20 protein-coding genes are annotated in these 22,561 nt (G+C 39.8%); 6 read left to right on the top strand and 14 right to left on the bottom strand.

The genetic code is table 11. From position 1 onward, the window contains the following. Nucleotides 1-16: 16 nt before the first annotated feature. Nucleotides 17-787, bottom strand: coding sequence for an ABC transporter permease (locus P3L37_RS04790; protein WP_109912044.1), 771 nt, complete (start codon nt 785-787; stop codon nt 17-19). Further along, nucleotides 784-1,725, bottom strand: a complete 942-nt coding sequence (locus P3L37_RS04785) for an ABC transporter ATP-binding protein (protein WP_004913716.1) — start codon at nt 1,723-1,725, stop codon at nt 784-786. The genes P3L37_RS04790 and P3L37_RS04785 overlap by 4 nt, the downstream gene beginning before the upstream one ends. Before the next feature lie 257 nt (nt 1,726-1,982). Here P3L37_RS04785 and can point away from each other — a divergent pair, with 257 nt between their 5' ends. After that, nucleotides 1,983-2,636, top strand: a complete 654-nt coding sequence (gene can / locus P3L37_RS04780) for a carbonate dehydratase (RefSeq protein WP_042851647.1) — start codon at nt 1,983-1,985, stop codon at nt 2,634-2,636. A gap of 254 nt (nt 2,637-2,890) precedes the next feature. On the opposite strand, the gene hpt is transcribed toward can, so the two are convergent. Both hpt and cueO read right to left on the bottom strand, forming a co-directional pair. Next, on the bottom strand, nt 2,891-3,427 hold the full coding sequence (gene hpt / locus P3L37_RS04775; protein ID WP_238562587.1) for a hypoxanthine phosphoribosyltransferase: 537 nt from the start codon (nt 3,425-3,427) through the stop codon (nt 2,891-2,893). Nucleotides 3,428-3,553: 126 nt separating this feature from the next. After that, the gene (gene cueO / locus P3L37_RS04770) at nt 3,554-5,170 is read right to left on the bottom strand and encodes a multicopper oxidase CueO (protein ID WP_004913722.1); all 1,617 of its coding nucleotides are present in this window, start codon (nt 5,168-5,170) and stop codon (nt 3,554-3,556) included. 240 nt (nt 5,171-5,410) lie between these two features. On the opposite strand from cueO, the gene P3L37_RS04765 reads away from it, so the two are divergent. Beyond that, a complete protein-coding gene (locus P3L37_RS04765) occupies nt 5,411-5,758 on the top strand; it encodes a YacC family pilotin-like protein (protein WP_004913725.1) in 348 nt (115 codons plus the stop codon). A gap of 59 nt (nt 5,759-5,817) precedes the next feature. Here P3L37_RS04765 and P3L37_RS04760 read toward each other — a convergent pair whose 3' ends face one another. Next, nucleotides 5,818-6,867, bottom strand: a complete 1,050-nt coding sequence (locus tag P3L37_RS04760) for an AbrB family transcriptional regulator (RefSeq protein ID WP_110732211.1) — start codon at nt 6,865-6,867, stop codon at nt 5,818-5,820. A 197-nt stretch (nt 6,868-7,064) separates the two neighbouring features. Beyond that, nucleotides 7,065-7,697: a TetR/AcrR family transcriptional regulator gene (locus P3L37_RS04755; RefSeq protein WP_109912041.1), complete on the bottom strand. Its 633-nt coding sequence runs from the start codon at nt 7,695-7,697 to the stop codon at nt 7,065-7,067. 376 nt (nt 7,698-8,073) lie between these two features. Between P3L37_RS04755 and P3L37_RS04750 the strand changes: the two genes are divergently transcribed. Next, complete coding sequence (locus P3L37_RS04750) at nt 8,074-9,291, top strand: Tm-1-like ATP-binding domain-containing protein (RefSeq protein WP_109912040.1); 1,218 nt, start codon at nt 8,074-8,076, stop codon at nt 9,289-9,291. A 12-nt stretch (nt 9,292-9,303) separates the two neighbouring features. Further along, the gene (locus P3L37_RS04745) at nt 9,304-10,131 is read left to right on the top strand and encodes a phosphoenolpyruvate hydrolase family protein (RefSeq protein WP_004913739.1); all 828 of its coding nucleotides are present in this window, start codon (nt 9,304-9,306) and stop codon (nt 10,129-10,131) included. A gap of 73 nt (nt 10,132-10,204) precedes the next feature. Here P3L37_RS04745 and P3L37_RS04740 read toward each other — a convergent pair whose 3' ends face one another. Together P3L37_RS04740 and P3L37_RS04735 are read right to left on the bottom strand one after the other, a co-directional pair. Next, a complete protein-coding gene (locus P3L37_RS04740) occupies nt 10,205-10,927 on the bottom strand; it encodes a hypothetical protein (protein ID WP_004913743.1) in 723 nt (240 codons plus the stop codon). A gap of 171 nt (nt 10,928-11,098) precedes the next feature. Further along, on the bottom strand, nt 11,099-11,995 hold the full coding sequence (locus P3L37_RS04735; RefSeq protein WP_109912038.1) for a diaminopimelate dehydrogenase: 897 nt from the start codon (nt 11,993-11,995) through the stop codon (nt 11,099-11,101). Nucleotides 11,996-12,334: 339 nt separating this feature from the next. Here P3L37_RS04735 and P3L37_RS04730 point away from each other — a divergent pair, with 339 nt between their 5' ends. Beyond that, nucleotides 12,335-13,681, top strand: a complete 1,347-nt coding sequence (locus P3L37_RS04730) for an MATE family efflux transporter (protein ID WP_004913749.1) — start codon at nt 12,335-12,337, stop codon at nt 13,679-13,681. 208 nt (nt 13,682-13,889) lie between these two features. After that, nucleotides 13,890-15,212: a serine dehydratase subunit alpha family protein gene (locus P3L37_RS04725; protein ID WP_109912037.1), complete on the top strand. Its 1,323-nt coding sequence runs from the start codon at nt 13,890-13,892 to the stop codon at nt 15,210-15,212. A gap of 233 nt (nt 15,213-15,445) precedes the next feature. On the opposite strand, the gene yjiA is transcribed toward P3L37_RS04725, so the two are convergent. From yjiA to rarD, 6 genes are all read right to left on the bottom strand, one after another. Next, entirely contained in the window at nt 15,446-16,414 is a 969-nt protein-coding gene (yjiA, locus tag P3L37_RS04720) for a GTPase (protein WP_109912036.1), read from the bottom strand. Nucleotides 16,415-16,436: 22 nt separating this feature from the next. Next, nucleotides 16,437-16,640, bottom strand: coding sequence for a YbdD/YjiX family protein (locus tag P3L37_RS04715; RefSeq protein ID WP_004260586.1), 204 nt, complete (start codon nt 16,638-16,640; stop codon nt 16,437-16,439). A 101-nt stretch (nt 16,641-16,741) separates the two neighbouring features. Beyond that, nucleotides 16,742-18,895: a carbon starvation CstA family protein gene (locus P3L37_RS04710; protein ID WP_004913760.1), complete on the bottom strand. Its 2,154-nt coding sequence runs from the start codon at nt 18,893-18,895 to the stop codon at nt 16,742-16,744. Between the two features lie 432 nt (nt 18,896-19,327). Then, nucleotides 19,328-19,780 (bottom strand): hypothetical protein, encoded by a 453-nt coding sequence (locus P3L37_RS04705; protein ID WP_042851648.1) that lies wholly within the window; start codon nt 19,778-19,780, stop codon nt 19,328-19,330. Between the two features lie 464 nt (nt 19,781-20,244). Further along, complete coding sequence (gene purT / locus P3L37_RS04700; RefSeq protein ID WP_004913766.1) at nt 20,245-21,423, bottom strand: formate-dependent phosphoribosylglycinamide formyltransferase; 1,179 nt, start codon at nt 21,421-21,423, stop codon at nt 20,245-20,247. A gap of 125 nt (nt 21,424-21,548) precedes the next feature. Beyond that, complete coding sequence (rarD, locus tag P3L37_RS04695; RefSeq protein ID WP_110732214.1) at nt 21,549-22,475, bottom strand: EamA family transporter RarD; 927 nt, start codon at nt 22,473-22,475, stop codon at nt 21,549-21,551. Nucleotides 22,476-22,561: the final 86 nt, after the last annotated feature.

Genomic DNA, 22,561 nt, shown 5'->3' with positions numbered 1-22,561 from the left:
AATTTCAGCCCAAAATTTAACTTCTTAAGCCTCTACCCTGCTCAATCAAAAACCATGTTAATGCATAAAAGACGACTAAGAAAATCATTAAGACGCCTAACGTAATCGCGATAGAAACATCGGCTATTCCCAGAAAACCATAACGAAAGCCGCTGATCATGTACACAATTGGGTTCAGTTTAGAAACGGCTTGCCAAAACGGTGGTAACAGCGATAGTGAATAAAATACACCACCTAAATACGTTAATGGTGTTAAGACAAAGGTTGGAACAATACTAATATCATCAAATGTCTTTGCGAAGATAGCATTTAGTAAGCCAGCAAGTGAAAATACAATTGCGGTTAGCAATAACGTTATGACTACCATTGACCATGAATGTACTTGCAATGGAATAAAGAATAACGATACCAATGTAACAAGAAAACCCACTAAAATCCCTCTAGCAACACCACCGCCGACAAAACCTGCGATAATAATATGCGTCGGAACGGGGGCTACCAGTAATTCTTCGATATTTTTCTGAAATTTAGAGCCAAAGAAAGAAGAACAAACATTTGAATATGAATTAGTGATCACCGCCATCATGATTAACCCAGGGACGATGAATTGCATATAATCCACACCACCCATATCACCAATTCTAGAACCAATTAAGTTACCAAAAATCACAAAATACAGCGACATTGTGATCACCGGTGGTAATAGTGTTTGTATCCAAATACGACCAAACCGTGTGACTTCTTTTATCCAAATGGTTTTCAATGCGACCCAATATAATGAGATCATCTTGCAATCTCCTTCTCGGTTGCATTACTTTCTCTTTTAACTAAGTTAACAAATAACTCTTCTAATCGGTTTGCTTTATTTCGCATACTTAAAATCTGAACACCTTGCTCACTAAATTGGCTAAAGACACTATTTAGACCTTGCTCTCTTTTAACATCCACCTCAAGTGTTGAAGTATCTATCAAACGAGATTCATACCCTAATAATTGAGGGATCGGACTTTTTGGCATTAAATCAAAAATAAAGGTTTCTGATTCTAATTGGCTCAGTAATTGCTTCATACTAGTATTTTCAACTAATTCACCATGTTGAATAATGCCAATATTACGGCACAACATTTCAGCCTCTTCCAAATAGTGAGTTGTTAAAATAATTGTCGTCCCCTGAGCGTTAAGATTCTTTAAAAATGTCCACATTGAGCGACGAAGCTCAATATCAACACCCGCCGTGGGTTCATCCAAAATTAATAGCTTTGGTTGGTGCATCAATGCACGGGCTATCATTAAACGGCGTTTCATACCACCGGACAAATTACGTGCCCGCTCATCACGCTTTTCCCATAAATCAAGTTGGGTTAGGTACTGCTCTGCACGTTGTACCGCAACAGAACGCGTAACCCCATAATAACCGGCTTGGTTAAGGACAATTTGTAATACCGTTTCAAATGGATTGAAATTAAACTCTTGAGGCACTAATCCAAGTTGCTGCTTTGCTTGCACAACTTGTTTTTCTAAATCATAACCAAATACTTTTACAGACCCGCTTGTTTTGTTTACCAGCGAGCTAATGATCCCTATTGTAGTTGATTTACCCGCGCCATTTGGTCCCAACAATGCGTAAAAGTCACCGTCTTCAACGCTCAGATCAATCCCTTTCAGGGCTTTCACACCACCTGGGTAGGTTTTGGTTAACTGCGATAACTCAAGTGCATATGTCATATGTAAAAAAAACCTTTATTCTTAGAACGGTTTGAAGGCAATATATCGCCATGATGCCACTTTTTTCTGCTCTATGTTATGCAGAAAAGAGATAATTAGTTTATACAATATAATTCAATATGTTATAAATTTAGGGTTGTCTTGTCTAAAAGACAGGTTCATCATAAGGGCATTAAAATTAGTATAACTAATTATTAATTAATCAATAAATGTTGTATAAGATTTTATCGCAAAGTAACACAACTAGGCTATAAGTCATGATGAGAAAAATCGAAGAGCTGTTTGCTAACAATGAAGCATGGTCAGCATCAGTCAATGAACAAGACCCCGAATTCTTCAAAGAATTATCAAAAGCACAAAAGCCGAGATTCTTATGGATAGGCTGCTCTGACAGCCGAGTACCTGCAGAAAAACTCATTAACGCGGCACCTGGGGACCTTTTTGTGCACCGTAATGTTGCCAACTTAGTCATTCACACTGACCTAAACTGTTTATCAGTCATTCAATATGCGGTTGATGTCTTACAAGTTGAGCACATTATTATTTGCGGCCACTATGGCTGTGGTGGTATTGAAGCGGCGGTTGATAATACCGAACTTGGCTTAATTAATAACTGGCTATTACACATAAGAGATATTTGGTACAGACATAGCTCTATGTTGGGTGAATTAAAGCCTTGTGAGCGTCTTAACCGTTTATGTGAGTTAAATGTTGTTGAGCAAGTTTATAACTTAGGGCATTCAACGATCATGCAGTCTGCATGGAAACGTGGCCAAAAAGTGATGATCCACGGCTGGGTATATGGGATTAATAATGGTCGATTACAAGACTTACATATTACTGCCGATAGTCGAGAAAAACTTGAATTGTGTTACCGTGAAGCCATTTCTACTTTAACTCAAAAAAAGTAATTTAAAATATAAATTGGAAGCTCTTATAATTAAGAGCTTCTTTCTTATTAATCCCCAAATCAGCATAATTAAAATATAAAAAACTTTCCTTTCAATTGACTAAAAAAAAGAAAATAAAATTCAATTAAAGCAAATTTATCATTAACAACAAATGAGAGTAAACAATTAAAATTAAGATATAACGTGTTGTTAATATTATATTAAAACAAAAGGACAGCTTACGCTGCCCTTTTTATTCATGCTATTCTAAAGTTTTATTCTTCAAGTAACGTTACATGGCCAATATAAGGTAAATGGCGATATTGTTGAGCGTAGTCAATACCGTAACCCACCACAAATTTGTCTTCGATAGAATAACCAATCCACTCAACAGGAACCTGTACTTCTCGACGTGAAGGTTTATCCAGCAATGTACAAATAGCGACAGATTTAGGGCCGCGTAATTCGAAAATCTCACGTACTTTATTTAAGGTATTACCTGAATCAATAATATCTTCAACAATTAAGACGTGTTTATCGCGAATATCTTCATCCAAGTCTTTGACAATTTTAACATCACGGCTTGATGTCATCGCATTACCGTAACTTGAAACAGTCATAAAATCGACTTCATGGGGAACATCAATCTTACGGCATAAGTCGGCCATAAAAATAAATGAACCTTTTAGTAAGCCAACAAGGACTAATTCACCATCAAGTTTTTGATAATGAGCACTAATTTTATCGGCTAATTCGCTGATTCGCTGAGTAATCTCTTCTTCAGAGATCATCACTTCAAGGGTATGTTTCATCTTCTATTACGCATCTATGGGAATGGAAAGCGCGTAATTTTATCATAGGCAGCACGCATATACTAATAAAGGAAAATGCAGTGCTAAAATTTCACACTACATTTTCTCTGAAAGTAAATGTGGCTGTTAACTCACAGTGAAGCCCAACATCATCCCTGTATCTTCATGCTCTAAGAGATGGCAATGAGCCATATAAGGGTGCTGTTGTGTTGCAGGGTGTTTAAATTCAACTAAAATTTCACTCACCTGCCCTTCTACTTTGACAATATCTTTCCATCCTTGACGATGAGGCTCTACGGCTTGGCCGTTTTCTTTTAGGATACGAAAACGCGTGCCATGAACATGGAATGGATGCAACATCATATCACCGCGTCCTGAAACGACCCAAATTTCTTGTTGATTCATAGGAGCGTTGAATGCAGGATGCGTCATTGAGAAAACTTGCCCATTTATAGTATTCGCATTATGAATATCCAAGCCATCAGAACCTGTACCACAATGGCCGCCACTTCCCATTTTGCCATTCATATTTCCATGATTCATATTACCTGCATTCATGTTACCGTGGTTCATATTCCCCATCATTGCACCATGACCGCCCATATTCCCCATCGCCTGATCGCCATATTTTTCACGCAACATCATCATGCCTTGCATATCTAAGCGCATATCCATCATTAAATGGAAACGACGGCGATTTAAGCCAGCAAGAGAAGGAATCGCGGGTATGGCTGCTAGTGTTGATGGTAAGTCACCTTCCCCTTTCGTCAACGTTGTTTCGATACGCAGCACTGGCAAAGGCTGGTCAAATGGTGCAATCGTCATTCCCATTTGCCCGACAGGTAGCGTTACCAAATCAAATGCGCGGCCATCGGAGGCGTCAATTAATACCTCAAAACGCTCTCCCATCAAGATAGGTAATTCGGTTAGCGCAATCGGCTCAGCTAATAAACCACCATCACTCGCAACGACATACATTTTACGTCCATCACTGGTGGAAATATTTAAGCTTCTAGCATTACAGCCATTTAATAACCTTAATCGTATCCAACCTTTCGGGGCAACATGTTTAGGATAAACAGCACCATTCGTTAGCATGATATCGCCAAACCAACCCACTGCGGCACTCATCACATCAAGTTGATAATCAATTTGGCCATCATCTTTTAGGCGTTTGTCTTGCAAAATGACTGGAATATCATCAACACCCCAATCGTTTGGTAAGCCATGCTTTGTGCTGTCATCATCTTTAATTAATACAAGGCCTGCTAACCCCATAGCCACTTGATAGCCGGTTTTTCCATGAGTATGAGGATGGAACCAACATGTCGCTTCACTTTGGTTTACCGTAAAATTCACTTTTCGGCTTGCGTTTGGTTCGATTATTGCTTGGGGGCCGCCATCTTGTTCACCTGAAATTTCTAAACCATGCCAATGAACTGTCGTGTCTTCTGCCAGTTGGTTAACAATATTGATATTAACATTCTGTCCATTTTTCAAGCTAATTGCAGGGCCTAATAAATTGCCGTTATAACCCCATGTTGTCGTTTGCTTTCCAGGAACAAATTGTGAAACGCCCTTCTGGATAACCAACTGAATGTTACCTTGCGCATCAGGCTCCAATAAGGGGGGGATCGCTAATGTTGGATAATTTCCCGCTGCGACCGCGATGCGGCTCCAAATAGGCAGCGCACTTGCAGCATATGTGATAGCACTTAATTTAAGAAAATCGCGACGTAGCATTGATAACCTTCCTTTTATTTATCAAATTGATAATCATCTGTGGTGTGATTTATGACAAATTACACTTTCGAAGCAAAACATGGTTTAATGACGGTATGATAAAGCTTCCCCTTACAGGAAGGTCAATAAAACCACTCCATAAATGTGGGTTTATTACATGGATTTAAGAAAAATATAGTTGACTAACAATTCTATTCTTATGCTAACGTAACTTGACATAGAAAACAGATAGAATAACGAATGCGCAAATTTATATTGATGTCATGCTTAATGACTCTGTTAGGGATAACCAATTCTGCCAGAGCTCTTTCCACCAACGAAGCTGAAGATCTTGCTGATCTCACGGCCGTTTTTATTTATCTAAAATATGATTGCGGGTATTCACAAATCCCAGATAGAGAAATTGAACGTGCTATTGTTTACTTTGCGAAAAGTAACAAATGGGATCTTAGTAACTATAATGCGGAAAAAATGACCGTTCTTAACAAAGAAAGTTATAGTGATCTAAAAGGGATACCACTCACCACCGAGTTTAAATGCCAGTCTCTTGCTCGCGATTCACTAGGCCTCTTTGCTTACGTCAAATAAGCAGATGAAAAAAGCCTATCAAGAAAACATGCCAAATATCGCCTGCATGTTTTCTTTCTTTACTTTAAATGACTATTTCTTTTTTGCCTTCTTTCTTGCCAAAACAACGCTATCGATGGAATACTTTGAATAATTACCATCCTGATAATATGGTTTGACATAACAAAGCCCGCATCTAAATTCATGGTGATTGCGGCGAATGTCATCGCTTCCATACTCCCCGGAGCCCACGCTAACAATAGTACCGAAATATCATAGCCTGTAATCCAAGAGGCAAATACCGTGATAAGAAAAGTCAGCACGATATTAACCACCACAACTTGGGCCGAAGAGTATATATTTTTAATTAACGATGAAAGTGGAAACACAATGAAATGGTTACCAATGTTCATCCCAATTAATACCATACTGAGTTCAGTCAACATCAACGGGAAATTTAATGGGATATCCGCCCAACCTTGAATAAGAGTTGCTGCCGCTAATGACGTTAACATAAAAGGTGCGGGGACTTTTAAACGCTGTAATATTGCCCCTGAAATTACCCCAACTGCAATAATGAGCACTAGCCATCCCGTTGCAACTAATGTCAATTCTGGAAATTCTATTATCGGTTGAGGATCTCCATCGCTCCCCACAACAATTCCTGCTAATAAAATAAGAATAATTAAGCGAATTGTATGGGAAATAACAATTTTCTGAGGTGGGGTATGAGTATGGTCAGTTAATGCCAGAATAGCTGCCATAGCACCGGGGACAGAGCCAAGCATCGCTTCTTGTTTTGTCCAACCGACTTTGCGGTAAAACCAAAAAAAACTAAATGAAAATTGTACAGCCAAACAGACAACTAGCATCAATAGTAAAAGAAATAAATTGTCTGCTTCATTAAGTGATACTTGATTAAACATCAAGCCCACAGAGGTCCCGAGCGTGACTTGAACAAAGGTAATAGTATGTTTAGGGATGGCAAACGAAACACCAAAACGATGAAAAATGATAATGGCAATGATTGGGCCAAACATCAATGCAAGGGGAACTCCGAGGTAAGTCAGCCCGCCACCAATCAAGGCACAGATGGAAATCCCACCTAACATTTTTAATAATTTCATCATATGGTATTAACCATTAAGTCTTTTTATAGTCCTAATTTATATCATATTATTTTAAGTCATATGACTTTAGTTTTTATTTATTTATTACCCTAGTGGTATCCACCAGAATTTATCTATTTATTAGGTTTTGATCTTATTATTTTGACTTGGTTTGAAAAATTTCTCTTAACTAAAATTAACATAACGTAGCCATAAAACTATTTTTTCCGTTTTATATTATCAGCACGAGCTTGATTCATTATTGCTTTGGACATCCATTGAGCTAACGCAGTGACTTGGGCATCATCCATTTTCCAAATATCTTTTAATACTAAAAATATTTCGGAACCATAAATAACAGAAAAGGCTCTAATCACTTTATCTATAATTTCTTGCGGATATTCTGATTTCATTGGCGATGTCACCATCGCAAGAATTTCTTTGCGATTTCCACGTTCTAGACGCTTATCATTAACATTTTGTGGATCAGCTCGACCCTGAGCCCACTGCTGCAATGACGCTTGCAATGCAGCCCGTAAAACACCTTCATGTTCAAACATACGCGGAAATGCATAGGTTAATAACTCGTCAATACGATCTTCAGTTTGCTCACTTTGTGGGCGCCAAGTTAAAATTGGCCCTAAGCTCTCATTAACCGTTGCAGTAATTAAATCGGCCTGCGTCGGAAAATAACGATAAGCTGTCGCACGAGAAACTCCCGCTTCAAGCGCTAATTCAGAAACAGAAGGCATTGCCCCTTTTTCAAATAAATCTAAAGCCGTCGTAACCAATAATACATAGGTCCGTTTTCGTGTCCCTTTGTATTCTGAGTATGAATTAGTTTTAGACATTAATTTATCCTTAAAATACTGTCACTTACTATAAATCGAGTTAATACTCATGAAAACATATAAGTGTGAATAGGTAAACATACTTGATTGATAATTTGTAAAAATTTATCCATAAAGATGATTTTAAAAGTAATAACAAAAGACAGAATAATTACATTTAAATATTATAAGTTTCCACATCCATTCAAAATAATTCAAGACTCTTATTGATAATTTATTTCGATTAATCAATAGGATATATTACCCAAACACCAATACCCTTCACCATAAAATGCAAAATGAGACTACAATCTCATTTTACAACCAAACAAAATGATACTATAGTCTCATTATGATGAAAAATTCAACGTTAGTTTTACTCTGAAAGGGTTTTTCTATGAAAAAATATCCGGGTTTTATTTATATTGTAACAACGCTTGACACGAAAAGTGCTGAACTATTTTATGTCAGTGAATTAATCAAAAACGCCGGATTGGCGGTACGTACCGTTGACCTGACAACACAACCAACGCAATTAGATAAAAACGCAGATATCAGCGCACATGCCGTTGCAAGTTTTCATCCACTTGGCGCTGAAGCCGTTTTCTGTGGTGATCGCGGTAAAGCCATTGAAGCCATGGCACACGCTTTTAGCCTTTACCTTGCCGCACAAACAGATGTTGCCGCTATTCTTGGTTTAGGAGGGTCAGGCGGAACCGCACTCATTACACCCGCCATGCAAGTGTTGCCTGTAGGTATTCCAAAATTAATGGTTTCTACGATGGCATCAGGGGATATTTCCGGTTATATCGGCGCCAGTGATATTTCGATGATGTACTCCGTCACTGATGTGTCTGGTTTGAATATCATTTCCCGTAAAGTATTAAAAAATGCAGCCAACCAAATTGCAGGAGCGGTTTGGTTTGATAGCGAAGAACAACCGCACGACTTAAAGCCCGCGATTGCCCTAACCATGTTCGGGGTAACGACCCCATGCGTCCAGCAACTTACAACACAGTTAGAAGCCCAATATGACTGTCTAGTCTTCCATGCAACAGGCAGTGGTGGTAAAGCCATGGAAAAACTGATTGATAGCCAGTTATTGCATTCTGTTTTAGACATTACAACCACTGAAGTGTGTGATTACTTATTTGGTGGCGTACTAGCATGTGATGAAGACCGCTTTGGTGCTATTGAGCGTACTCAAACCCCTTGCGTGATGTCTTGTGGAGCCTTGGATATGGTGAATTTTGGTCGCCCTTCCACTGTGCCTAAACACTATCAAGATCGCTTATTTTATCATCACAATGCTCAAGTAACTTTAATGAGAACGACCAAAGAAGAAAATCAGCAAATGGGTCGTTGGATTGCCGAAAAGTTAAATCGTTGTCATGGTGAAGTGCGCTTTATTATTCCAACAGCAGGTTTCTCAGCTTTAGATGTTGAAGGTGCTCCATTTTGGGATCCTATCGCAGACCAAGCCTTCATTGATACTTTAACCGCAAATTTAATAATAACAGAGAAAAGACAGCTTATTTTGAGTCCTTATCATATTAACTCCTCAGAGTTTTGTGATCAGGTTATTCAGCTTCATCAGGAAATTTTGAACAAATAATAGAGGTTAATTATGAAACATAACCGCACAGATTTATTAAAAAAATTTAGAGACATGATTGCTCGGGGAGAACCAATCATCGGTGGTGGCGCAGGAACAGGACTATCGGCGAAATGCGAAGAAGCGGGCGGTATTGATTTAATTGTTATCTATAACTCAGGCCGTTACCGCATGGCGGGTAGAGGTTCCCTTGCAGGTTTATTAGCTTATGGTAATGCGAATGAAATCGTTATGGATATGGCAAAAGAAGTTTTACCTGTAGTAAAACAGACGCCAGTTCTTGCGGGTGTGAATGGAACAGATCCATTCTGCCAATTCGATAAGTTCCTTGATGATATCAAAGCAACAGGTTTTGCAGGGGTGCAAAATTTCCCTACTGTCGGTCTAATTGATGGTAATTTCCGCGCCAACTTAGAAGAAACAGGTATGGGTTATGGGTTAGAAGTTGAAATGATCCGTTTAGCCCACGAAAAAGATTTACTTACAACGCCTTACGTTTTTAGTGCTGAAGATGCCATTGCGATGACTCAAGCTGGTGCTGACATTATTGTACCACACATGGGGCTAACGACTGGCGGGAATATTGGCGCAGAAACGGCACTGACGCTCAAAGATTGTGTGCCATTAATCAATGAATGGGCAAAAGCGGCAAAAGCAGTACGCGAAGATGTGATTGTTCTGTGCCACGGTGGCCCAATAGCTACCCCAGAAGATGCTGAATACATTTTAGCCAACTGCCCTGATTGCCATGGCTTCTATGGTGCCAGCTCAATGGAACGTTTGCCAACAGAAGTGGCATTAACCGCCACCACACAAAAATTTAAATCAATTACACGTTAGTTTTTTACTTTATATTTTGCCAACACCAGGCGCCTACTTTGGTAGGCGTTTTTTTATCTTTCTAGCTACAAAGTTATTTCCCTTTTTCCTGGTAAATAGAATGCCCTTTGCATAAAAAATGTGTTAGGCAAGCCATAAATATAGGCATACCAAAATAGAGCACGCCAAAGGCAAAAGCCACATGGGGTTTATCTGGAAACTCCCCCCCCGTAGAAATACTCGAATAATAGTCAATCGACCTTAAATATTCAGGCGTTAATCCGCCATAAGGTACGAGAAAAGATAAAATTAACACCGAGAAAATACAGAACATAAAATTGAGTGCCATTAACGCTGAATAGCCCATATTTTCAGAGCGTTCTTGCTCTGTTCGACTGGTTAAACCAAAAAGCATTCGATTTGCGACAGTGGCACTATACAAATATAAAATTAATGGGGAATCCCCTAAGACTGACATATTAATAGCCAGAGCAAAAAGGCCATAGAAAAGGGCAAATAACGTTAATATTCGCCAATCACGAAATACCGCCATAAAGACGCCTGAGTGAACTAAAATAAATTCAAAAATCAGGATCAGTGTCAGGTTATAAATAATTTCTACTGTATAGTATTCAGGAAAAAACCATACCGATAAAATAAAACCGACATAAAATAATGAAAAGCCATAATTTATTATTTTAGAAAAAGCACGAATAATGCTGAAAGAATGCGGAGTTTCCTTCACACTTTTTACTGAAGATTGTTTTGGGAAAAAACCTTGGTTGTTATCTTTCCCATTCCTTGGTGGCTTTACCATTACCTCACTCCATGTCATCAATATCACTTTACTAATAAGCTACTTGATAACACAAAAAATAAACAGTGGCTAAAGTCCGAATGGCGGATTCAGGATAAGATAAAGTGTAAGGAATATCGACAAGATGGCATGAACGTACACTCGCCATGCCATAGATAGATTAAATTGAAATTAAACCAGTTTGGCGATCAGCGTATCTAAATCACCTTGTAAGAAATTCACGGGTGGAATTTCAATCACGGTATATGCACCTGCAGCTTGTTTCATGGTCGCACGTGCGGCAGAAACCATAAACTGAGAAGTGAGTGCGGGATTATTAATACGCATTGAATATTCGAATAACTGGTTATGTGTTGCCCCTGAAACCCCTTTATGGGTCATGTGCACACCATGCCCAACATCTTTTAATGCATCAATGCTATCGACTTGACGAATATGTGTTTCATCAGAAGAAAAATAGCTATCTGCTTTAATTGCTTGAGTCACTGCATCAAAATTCACGCCACTTTCTAATTCAACATAAACCATACGGCGATGAACCCCAGTCCCTAATGGGATTGTGACAGAAAGTGCATCTTTGACGCCATCAATTGCTTTGGCAGCCACACTGTGCCCCATACTCATCCCTGGTCCAAAATTAGTAAAAGTTACCCCTTTTGGTGCCATCGCTAACATTAGAGTTCGCATAATCGAATCCGAACCAGGATCCCATCCAGCAGAAACAACTGCCACGCTATTATGTTGCTTCGCAATATCATCTAAGCTGTGTTTTAAAGCGACAATATCTGAATGAACGTCAAAGCTATCAACCGTATTAATTCCCAAACTTAAAATTTTTGCTGCTAATGGACCGATTGCACGCGTAGGTGAACAGAGTAGCGCAACATCAACTTCTCCTAGTTTTTCAATATCATCAACCACTTTGTAGGCTGAAAGTTCAGCGGGAATATCTTGTGTATTGCGACGAACTACCCCGACTAACTCAAAATCTTCAGCGGCCAGAACAGCTTCTAGTGCATAGCGGCCAATATTACCGTAGCCCACTATTGCTGCTTTAATTTTTGTCATTTTTACTCCTATACCGTGCTGATGTTGCTTATTAAATTATTTATACCCGTAATCCTTCAAGTTGCAGCGCTTTTCGTTGAGGTATAAGTGACTACGCTCAGCTCGCCGAGTCACATAGTTTATCTATGTTCCCCGCCTATCTTCCCTTGTCGCCTACCTGCAACTCGAATTATTTAGGGTATATAGCGAAATTAAATTTAACAGAATAATTAAAAGTAAACAAAACATTAGCCTAATTAAATCAGATGCATTTTAACCCTATTTTCATTGTTGAAATCCATGTAGAATTAGCCACTCAACAAGCTTTCCCTAACATTCATGAATATATAAAGGTTCTCAATGCATCAATCTGATGTGACTGAGCGGTCACTCTTTTCGCTCAGCTGGCCAATTTTTATCGATATTTTTCTTCATTTGGCCACATTATTAATTAATACCTATATGGTTAGCCACGTTTCTACTGCCTACCTTGCTGCTATGGGGGTGGGAAACCAAGTGTTTGACCTATTTATTACTATTTTTAACTTTATAAGTGTGGGATGTAGCGTTGTTATTGCCCAATACTTAGGAGCAGGCCGCAGAGAAAAAGCCAGCCAAGCAATTCATATTTCAATCGCGTTTAACTTTATTCTTGGTTTTTCTAGCGCGCTAGTCGCATTATTTTTTGGCTATAGCATTCTAACTATCATGAATATGCCATCACATTTAATGGCTGATGGTTATACTTATTTACGTATTTTAGGGATATGTTTAATTCCTGAAGCGATTTCAATTATTTTAGCCGCATGCTTGCGAGTTTATGGTAAAGCACAGCCTGCAATGTGGGTCACATTAATCGCTAATGTGATTACCGTGTTTGGTAACATCATTGTTCTTTATGGTTTCTTTGGGTTACCACAATATGGCCTTGAGGGCGTTGCTTGGTCAACTGTCGTTGGGCGTATTGTTGCCGTTATTTTACTCTTCTGCCTACTGTTTTATGGGTTGAGGATTAAATTTGTCCCAATGATGCTAATACACTGGTCGCGAAAAATGTTGGGTAAAATTTTACATATTGGCTTACCCTCCGCCGGTGAAAACCTCGTTTGGATCCTCCATTTTATGACCGCATCTGCGTTTATCGGTCTCATGGGAGAAACATCTCTTGCGGCACAAACACTCTATTTCCAGTTGTCATTATTTATCATGCTGTTCGGTATCTCTATCAGTATTGGTAATGAAATTATGGTTGGCCATCTTGTTGGAGCAAAACGCTTTGAAGATGCCTTTAGGCGCGGGGTAAAAAGCCTCAAAATGGGTTTTTACGTAACAATTGGTGTGGTTATTGCCTTTTGGTTATTCCGTGATCCTATCCTAAATAACATTACGGACGACCACGGTATTATTGAATTATTGCTGCCATTGTTTTTACTTTCGGTGTTTTTAGAGCCCGGCAGAACAATTAATATCGTGATGGTGAATGCCTTACGTGCCTCAGGTGATGCCCGCTTTCCTCTGTGTACCGCCATTATTTTTATGTGGGGCGTTGCTATCCCATTAGGCTACTTCTTAGGTATAAAAATGGAGATGGGCCTCTTAGGTATTTGGTTAGGTTTCTTTGCTGATGAATGGTTGCGCGGCTTAACCAATGCATGGCGCTGGCGTTCACGTAAGTGGCAAAGTAAGCGTCTTGATGTAGAAAGCTAATCTGTTCCGTTATCACTCAGTCCTGCCGAATTTTATAGGCAGGACTTTTGTGACCAGGCTCAAAATTAGAATTTTTTCATTTTTATAATTCAAATTAGAGATAATATTTCTCTTCACTCTCTTTAAATCCCCTAACTTAGTGAAGTTTTTCTCCAGACTGTTGTTTAAAATAATAAAATCGAAAAAGATTTTATTAAGGGGACTTGCCATGCATGCTCAATCACAACCACTACTTTGGCAATATTTTATCAAAGCAGTAAAACAAGAAGTAAAACCTGCCTTAGGTTGTACTGAGCCAATTTCATTGGCATATGCTGCTGCTAAAGCCGCTTCATTTCTTGATGGGCAAGTGATCCGTGTCTGTGCTTTTGTCTCTCCTAACCTCATGAAAAATGGCATGGGTGTAACCGTCCCCGGGACAGGTATGGTAGGTCTACCTATCGCAGCTGCGCTTGGTGCTGTTGGGGGCGATGCCGATGCAGGTTTAGAAGTTTTAAAATCAGCGTCCGCGGATGCCATTGCTTTGAGTAAAACCATGTTAGCGCAAGGAGCTATTACTGTAGATATCAAACACCCTTGTGATGATGTTATCTACTCTGAAGCCACGGTATACACACAAACTGAATCCGCAACCGTCATCATTGCAGGGTCGCATACCAATATTGTTAAAATCGTTCATAACAATCATACCGTATTTGATGCCACAACAGCTCAACCTCACCATGAATCGCCCGTTGACTGTGCGGCTGATGTCCCTCTGCCCCCCGTCACCGCCAAGTCTGTTTATCAATTTGCTACCGAAGCACCTTTAGAGGATATTCGTTTTATACTTGAAGCCGCACATTTAAACGAAGCTTTATCTCAAGAAGGCTTACGCAACGTTTATGGCTTACATATCGGTAAAACATTACAAACCCAGCGAGACCGTGGCCTGCTTTCAAAAGACTTAATGTCAGAAATTATGATCCGCACCTCTGCCGCCTCAGATGCGCGCATGGGCGGTGCCGTATTACCCGCAATGAGCAACTCCGGCTCAGGCAACCAAGGTATTGCAGCCACCATGCCTGTTGTTGTGACTGCTGATTACCTACAATCTTCAGAAGAACAACTGGCTCGTGCATTGATGCTCTCCCATCTGATGGCAATCTACATTCATAACCAGCTTCCTGCATTATCGGCATTGTGCGCTGCGACAACAGCGGCGATGGGAGCTGCCGCGGGCATTGCTTGGTTACTAGAATCCCGCTATGAAGTCGTTGCAATGGCAATTTCCAGTATGATTGGTGATGTTAGTGGTATGATTTGTGATGGCGCATCAAACAGTTGTGCAATGAAGGTGTCAACCAGTGCGAGTGCCGCTTATAAAGCCGTGCTAATGGCATTAGATAATAGCTGTGTTAGAGGGTCGGATGGTATTGTGTCTGATGATGTCGACCAATCTATTGCCAATTTATGTTCTTTAGCCGCGGGTTCAATGAAACATACTGACGTGCAGATTATTGAAATTATGGCCGCTAAAGCACGCCCTTAACGCCGTCGCGTTGTTGGCTACATTCGCCAACCCTAGTCACATACTTGTGTATGCTCCTAGGGATTATTTCTTTTGCCGTCTTGCTACGTCGCTAATTCTTCGCCCTTAACGCCGTAGCATTGTTGGCTACATTCGCCAACCCTAGTCACATACTTGTGTATGCTCCTAGGGATTGGCTCTTTTGCCGCCTTGCTACGCCGCTAATGACTTTGAATTTCTTTTTTTGAATTGTTCTATTTTGAATTAACTTCTAGGGCTGCGAATTTTTCACGAATTATATCTTCTGGTAGGTCAATACCAATAAACACTAATACACTGCGGCGTTGTTCATCAACTTCCCAGTCTCTATCCCAATCCGCACTATAGAGGCGTTGAACACCTTGGAATAATAAGCGTTTTGGTTCACCCATAATGGAAAGAATTCCTTTATAACGCAGTAAGTTATCTGCAAAACCGAGTAATAGGTCTTCCATTACTTGAGAAACGGCCATCAGTTCAACAGGATAATTAAATTCAAGGACAATCGAGCCGACTTCATTTTGTTGTTTAGGCGCGAAACGGAATGTCGGTTGTTTGACATTCAACTGTGAATCCAATAAAAACCCTTCGATATCCAATAATAAACTCAGGTCGATATCACCTTGAATAACTGGGTAAATCGGTGCTCTCGCATTAATACGTTGTAAACGTTCAATTAAAGCTTCGTTATTCGGCTCAATATCTGTTTTGGTCAATAAAATGCGATCTGCATAGCCAATTTGCGCTTGAGCAATGGCAAAATCATTCAATTGTTTATCAGCGTGAACAGCATCCACTAGTGTAATAATGCCATCTAACACATAACGTTCGCATAGGACTTCATGGGAAAAAAAAGTTTGAGTGATCGGGCCTGGGTCTGCCATGCCAGTGCACTCAATGACGAGACGCTCAAAGTCTAATTTTCCATTATCAAGGCCATCTAATAGGTCTAATAAGGCATTTTCTAATTCATTCGAACGACTACAACAAATACAGCCATTACTTAATGTGGTAATTTGTGTCGCACGATCACCAATTATTGCGTTATCAATGGGGACTTCACCAAACTCATTTTCAATCACTGCAATTTTATGACCGTGCTCAGCATGAAGAATATGGCTAAGGAGAGTCGTCTTACCAGCCCCGAGAAAACCGGTTAAAATTGTTACGCTAATAGGTTTCATTATTGCCCTCACACTTCATTGATTAACAGCAGCGAAATCCGCCTTTACCGCTACCACCATACCGTGCATCTTGTCTTTCGCGAAAAAATTCTTTGTAGGTCATCACAGGTTTATCTGGGTGATTATCACTCATATGCTGCACATAGGTATCATAATCAGGAATACCAATTAGCATGCGTGCTGCTTGCCCGAGGTATTTTCCTGTTTTGCCGAGATTTCCAAACATCAGCCTCTCCAATACAAATGCCCTACATCATGAACACACAATGTAGGGCGACCTTTCATTTACCGAACATCTTCCGATGTTCAATTTCGTTGAAGGGTGACTTAATGTGAAGATGAAACTTTCACGCCCTCTTTAGGTACAGGAACATAAGGTGTTTCTTTGTCTGTACGCTCTGGGTTTTTGTGCGCTTTCATCCCAACGCGAATACCATAGAAAATGATACCGTAGACAACCACCAAGAATAGAATACTCAGCCCTGCGTTGGTGTAGTTATTAATAATAATGTGATTCATATTAGTAATTTCTTGTGCAGTTAACTCTGCACCACCTGCCGCAATCTTATCTTTATAAGATTTCGCTAAGTATAGGAATCCTTCCAGTTGTGGGTTATCACTGAATAATTTCAGTCCCAATGCCCAAGTTGTACAGATTAATAGCCATACTGCAGGTAATACAGTCACCATAATGTATTTACTGCGTTTCATCTTAATCAGCACTACTGTACTCAAGACTAAAGCAACTGCTGCTAACATTTGGTTCGAGATACCGAACAGAGGCCATAAGCTCTTAACACCGCCCAGTGGGTCAACAACACCTTGATACAATAAATAACCCCACAGCCCAACACAACCAGCTGTACCTATGATACCAGCAACCAGTGAATCTGTTTTCTTCAAGAATGGAACAAAGTTACCCAATAAATCTTGCAGCATAAAGCGGCCTGAACGAGTCCCTGCATCCAATGCGGTTAAGATAAACAGAGCTTCAAACAGAATACCAAAGTGATACCAGAAGCCCATATTTGCCGCAGGCATGATTTCGTGGAAAACAAACGCAATACCCACCGCTAATGTTGGCGCACCACCAGCACGGTTTAACACCGACGGCTCACCAATATCTTTCGCTGTTTGCATGATTTGCTCAGGTGAAATCACAAAGCCCCATGAACTCACTGTAGCGGCTGCATGAACAGACACATCTTTGAGCTGAGCCATGATAGCTGCGCCATCTGGACCACCCAGTTCATGTAAGTTAGGCATAGTAATACCTAACGCTGCTGGTGGTGTATTCATTGCAAAATACAAGCCTGGTTCGATAATAGAAGCCGCTACCAGTGCCATAATCGCAACAAATGACTCCATTAACATTGCACCATAACCGATGTAACGCGCATCTTTTTCATTTGCTAATAACTTCGGAGTTGTCCCTGAAGAAATGAGCGCATGGAAACCGGATACCGCACCACAAGCGATGGTAATAAACAAGAATGGGAATAGAGTACCTTTCCAAACAGGACCTGAACCATCAACAAATTGCGTCACTGCTGGCATTTTTAATTCAGGGTTTAGAATAACGATACCAATCGCTAAACCAACGATAACCCCAATTTTCAAGAATGTCGCTAAATAGTCACGAGGCGCTAAAATTAGCCATACAGGTAATAATGCAGAGACAAATGCATAACCCACTAACGCGTAAGTAATCGTCGTGTCTTTGAATGTCAGTGCTGGGCCCCAGTATGGGTCGTGAGCAATCACGCCACCAAACCAGATAGAGGCAACTAACAAGACGATACCAATGACTGAAACCTCACCAACACGCCCTGGTCGGATATATCGCATATATATCCCCATAAATAAGGCGATTGGTACCGTTGACACAACAGTAAAGACACCCCATGGGCTTTCTGCCAAGGCTTTCACCACAATCAATGCTAATACAGCAAGGATAATGATCATGATTAGGAAGCACCCAAAGAGTGCCAGCGTTCCCGGAATTGGGCCTAGCTCTTCTTTAACGATTTCCCCTAATGATGCACCATTACGACGTGATGAAATAAATAACACCATGAAATCTTGCACTGCACCGGCTAACACAACCCCTGCAAGCAACCATAAGGTGCCGGGTAAATAGCCGACTTGAGCAGCAAGAACAGGTCCGACTAATGGCCCCGCCCCTGCAATCGCGGCAAAGTGGTGACCAAATAGAACGTTTTTATTTGTCGGAACATAGTTTAACCCGTCATTATTAATGACGGCTGGAGTCGCACGTGTTTCGTCCAGCTTCATCACTTTTTTAGCGATATATAAGCTGTAATAACGATATGCTATGAGATACACCGCCACAGAAGCGACGACAATCCAAAGAGCACTGATGTGCTCACCACGCCTGAGTGCAACTACCCCCAGACAGACCGCACCGATTATCCCAAGGATCATCCACGGAATGTGCTTTAAAATACCATTTTTGTTCATAGAACACCCTTCTGAGGTAAAACGAACATGCCATTGATTTTGTATTAGCCATCATAAAAAACGATATCACTGTGTTTTCGTTGCTTATCATTTATCGTTGATGGGTTTTTAATTGGCAGTGGTTGAACTGTATTGAATCAAAAAATTGAGCTCTGCCATGGTGTATATGGTATGAAATTACACTCAGCAAATGACTAAAGTTATGCTAAGTGGTGCCATATGGAATTAAGCGGTTTGTTTTTTACTTTGAATGGTTTTTAGGGAGGTCAAATGAGCTTAAAAACGTGATCTGCATTACAATTTCAATTTGTTTTCAATAAGTTAAAAAATGAAGTATGCATGGTTAAAATGACGTTTATTGTGAATAAATTTCACTAATAACGTAAAAAGCTAAAGCTGAGTTACCTGAAACCTTATGATATCTATATACGTTTAGCGTGTAATCGTAGTCCAATTACCACCAACCCACCAACTGTGCTCACCATCAGTTTGTGTTTCACATCCGATACCGACTTTCGCTTTCCCTGCTTCAAAGGGATATGCGCAATCATAAATTGCATCAATCACGACTTCCCCTGATATCGCATCTGCAAAACCAATTTTATTTTCTTTACGAATTCGGTATACCCCGTCCTGTGCTTCATCTGGCCAGTTGTCAAAATAATAAAGCTGGTAAACTTCTTGCCCTTTCTGGTCAAAAACAGCCAAACCGCTATTTGGTCGTTCACCTAAGCAATACTTAAATGATGATTGCGGTTCAAAACACTCGATTTTATCTTTTTCATTTTCCACCCATAAGCTAAATTGTTGTTCAAGATTTTGTGCTGTTGATAAAAAAGACATTAATCCTAATGACATTAAGCCAGCGACATAACGAACCATCATCACTTTCCTTATTCTACTTTTACGCCGGATTATAGTAAGAAATGGAGCGCATCAATCTTACTCCAATAAATACTCGCTTATTAAAGATAGCGGATATCTCTTTCAATGAAACTAGGAATAAGGGTAAATAAAATCTTGTACAAGAATAACCTTAAGATTCAAATTAGTAAGAATTCAGCCCCAAGAAGATGCATTTAAAAATATTTACGTAACTCAAAATGCTAATGGGGTTAAGTTAGTCAATAAGCTACCTTACTCTATCAATCTGGCTGGATTAGCGATTAATAATAATTTCTTTAATGACGAGCACTTTAACGGGGCTATTGGCATTCAATTATTAGGTGGAATCCCCGTTATTAGTGCCAATCAAACCCCATTAGCCAAGCCAGATGCAACCTCAATTATTTGGGATAATATAAAAAGCAGTAGCGAAACAAAAATGTTCAGCACTAACTTCATTAAAATCAACCAGAAACACACACTGTATTAGCGGTTTTTTGCGCCAGCTCTAATGCACTTTCAATCGAATCTGCAATTGCTAAAGCAACACCTAACCGGCGAGTTCCTGCAATTTCAGGTTTACCAAATAACCGTAATTGAGTATCCGATCCCAATGCTGCACCAATATTTGAAAAAATCACATTTTGGCTTTGTAAACTAGGTAAAATAACCGCGGATGCACTTGGTCCATATTGGCGGATCACACCGATTGGGAAGCCAAGAAATGCACGAACATGTAAAGCAAACTCAGATAAATTTTGTGAAATCAGCGTCACCATGCCTGTATCATGGGGACGAGGCGAAACTTCATTAAAAATAATATCGTCACCGCACACAAATAATTCAACACCAAATATTCCGTAGCCCCCCAGAGAGGTAACAATTTTCTCAGCAACATCCTGCGCTTTTTTCAACGCCACCTCACTCATGTACTGTGGCTGCCAAGACTCACGATAATCCCCTTTTTCTTGTCGATGCCCTACTGGCGCACAAAAGTGAATCCCATCCACGGCACTGACCGTTAATAATGTAATTTCAAAATCAAAATTAACCATTTTTTCAACAATTACACGGCCTTGACCTGCTCGACCACCTTCCTGTGAGTAATCCCAAGCTTGATTTAATTCGTCTCGAGAATGGATCACACTTTGCCCCTTCCCTGACGAACTCATCACTGGCTTAACAATACAAGGAAAGCCGATTTTTTCTGCTGCTGCGATAAAATCGAGTTTACTGTCTACAAATTGATACTCTGATGTTGGTAATTTCAACTCTTCTGCGGCTAAGCGGCGGATACCTTCTCTATCCATAGTAAGAACAATCGCTTTCGCAGACGGAACCACTTTCTGTCCTTGTTGTTCCAGTTCCATTAATACCTGTGTCGCAATCGCTTCAATTTCAGGCACAATAATATCGGGTTTTTCAATTGAAACTATTTGCTTCAGCGCTTCGCCATCAAGCATGTTTATTGTATAGCTACGGTGTGCAATATGCATCGCTGGCGCATTATCATAGCGATCAACCGCAATGACTTCGATGCCCAACCGTTGACATTCAATCGCAACTTCCTTGCCTAACTCTCCAGCACCTAACAACATGACTTTTGTTGCAGATTTACACAGCGCAGTACCTAATTGATTCATGATTGATAACCTTACCGACAAAAAAGTTACTGCCAATTATATACGCAACCGTTTGCTTTTGCTATCGAGGAAAAAATGCCATAAGACAATAATCTTATAACCTATTGATAATGATGGTTAACTATTTAATCTAATGGTGTTTTGTCACGCCCAGTAATAAAAGGTTCTTTATGAGAAAATTTAATATACTGTTTGCGTAAGATTGCTAACACACAAAATATTAAACCAATCCAAATAAGTGAGAAACTAATGCCTTTGACCCAATCAAATAGCTCATTAAATAAAAAAACGGCTAATAAGAATTGAATTGTTGGTTCTATATATTGTGCTAAACCTATTACCGTTAATGACGTTCGTTTAATTGCAGCAGTAAAAAAGAGCAAAGGAATGATCGTGACTGGAGCCGCTAACATATAAAGAACTTTAATTTGCCAATCCCCTTGCGCCACAGCGCTTAAACCATTAGAAGCTAACCACCAAGAGATCGCTATTGCAATGGGCAGCAACCAAAGCGCTTCTAGAAATAAAGACGTAATCACATCAAATCGAATAAATTTACGGATTAATCCATATACCGCAAAAGCACTCCCCATAACTAACGCTAAAATAGGTAATTCACCATACTGCCAAATTTGGTAACCAACCCCCGCACAAATAAAAATAACAGCCATTTTTTCTGTAAAAACAAGCCGTTCGCGAAGAAACAAAACACCAAGTAGAATAGAGAATAATGGGTTAATAAAATATCCAAGACTCGCGGCTAACACCTGTCCGTGAGTTAATGCGTAGGTAAATGTTGTCCAAGATATCGCCATAACCGACGAACTAAATAAACACAAAATTATCGACCGTTTATCAGACCATACCTCGCGCCATAAAGATTTATTTTTAATAATTAAGCGAACAAAAAAAAGTATAGGCACAGACCAAATAAGACGTTCTGCAAGTAGCTCTAAAGGTTCCGCTCCGGGAAGTAAACGATAAAATAATGGTGTGATTCCCCATAAGATATAGGAAAAAATAGCAAGAGCTACTCCCGAGCGAAGCAACATAATTTATCCACAATAAATCTGATTAAATAATATTAGCTACTTATCATACGCCAAAATGCAAAAAATAAAACTTATCAACATCATAA

The organism is Providencia sp. PROV114 (assembly GCF_032704305.1).
Taxonomy (GTDB): domain Bacteria; phylum Pseudomonadota; class Gammaproteobacteria; order Enterobacterales; family Enterobacteriaceae; genus Providencia; species Providencia rettgeri.
Note: the sequence above shows the minus strand (reverse complement) of the source record. Positions and strands in the feature narration are given on the sequence as shown.

What these genes read in the sequence shown, in the direction of transcription:
- hpt (WP_238562587.1), bottom strand. Translation starts at nt 3,427, where the DNA reads ATGAAACATACCCTTGAAGTGATGATCTCTGAAGAAGAGATTACTCAG.
- P3L37_RS04730 (WP_004913749.1), top strand. Translation starts at nt 12,335, where the DNA reads ATGCATCAATCTGATGTGACTGAGCGGTCACTCTTTTCGCTCAGCTGG.
- cueO (WP_004913722.1), bottom strand. Translation starts at nt 5,170, where the DNA reads ATGCTACGTCGCGATTTTCTTAAATTAAGTGCTATCACATATGCTGCA.
- P3L37_RS04790 (WP_109912044.1), bottom strand. Translation starts at nt 787, where the DNA reads ATGATCTCATTATATTGGGTCGCATTGAAAACCATTTGGATAAAAGAA.
- P3L37_RS04735 (WP_109912038.1), bottom strand. Translation starts at nt 11,995, where the DNA reads ATGACAAAAATTAAAGCAGCAATAGTGGGCTACGGTAATATTGGCCGC.
- purT (WP_004913766.1), bottom strand. Translation starts at nt 21,423, where the DNA reads ATGAATCAATTAGGTACTGCGCTGTGTAAATCTGCAACAAAAGTCATG.
- P3L37_RS04750 (WP_109912040.1), top strand. Translation starts at nt 8,074, where the DNA reads ATGAAAAAATATCCGGGTTTTATTTATATTGTAACAACGCTTGACACG.
- P3L37_RS04755 (WP_109912041.1), bottom strand. Translation starts at nt 7,697, where the DNA reads ATGTCTAAAACTAATTCATACTCAGAATACAAAGGGACACGAAAACGG.
- P3L37_RS04705 (WP_042851648.1), bottom strand. Translation starts at nt 19,780, where the DNA reads ATGATGGTTCGTTATGTCGCTGGCTTAATGTCATTAGGATTAATGTCT.
- P3L37_RS04785 (WP_004913716.1), bottom strand. Translation starts at nt 1,725, where the DNA reads ATGACATATGCACTTGAGTTATCGCAGTTAACCAAAACCTACCCAGGT.
- P3L37_RS04740 (WP_004913743.1), bottom strand. Translation starts at nt 10,927, where the DNA reads ATGGTAAAGCCACCAAGGAATGGGAAAGATAACAACCAAGGTTTTTTC.
- P3L37_RS04725 (WP_109912037.1), top strand. Translation starts at nt 13,890, where the DNA reads ATGCATGCTCAATCACAACCACTACTTTGGCAATATTTTATCAAAGCA.
- P3L37_RS04715 (WP_004260586.1), bottom strand. Translation starts at nt 16,640, where the DNA reads ATGTTTGGAAATCTCGGCAAAACAGGAAAATACCTCGGGCAAGCAGCA.
- P3L37_RS04745 (WP_004913739.1), top strand. Translation starts at nt 9,304, where the DNA reads ATGAAACATAACCGCACAGATTTATTAAAAAAATTTAGAGACATGATT.
- P3L37_RS04765 (WP_004913725.1), top strand. Translation starts at nt 5,411, where the DNA reads ATGCGCAAATTTATATTGATGTCATGCTTAATGACTCTGTTAGGGATA.
- can (WP_042851647.1), top strand. Translation starts at nt 1,983, where the DNA reads ATGATGAGAAAAATCGAAGAGCTGTTTGCTAACAATGAAGCATGGTCA.
- P3L37_RS04710 (WP_004913760.1), bottom strand. Translation starts at nt 18,895, where the DNA reads ATGAACAAAAATGGTATTTTAAAGCACATTCCGTGGATGATCCTTGGG.
- P3L37_RS04760 (WP_110732211.1), bottom strand. Translation starts at nt 6,867, where the DNA reads ATGATGAAATTATTAAAAATGTTAGGTGGGATTTCCATCTGTGCCTTG.
- yjiA (WP_109912036.1), bottom strand. Translation starts at nt 16,414, where the DNA reads ATGAAACCTATTAGCGTAACAATTTTAACCGGTTTTCTCGGGGCTGGT.
- rarD (WP_110732214.1), bottom strand. Translation starts at nt 22,475, where the DNA reads ATGTTGCTTCGCTCGGGAGTAGCTCTTGCTATTTTTTCCTATATCTTA.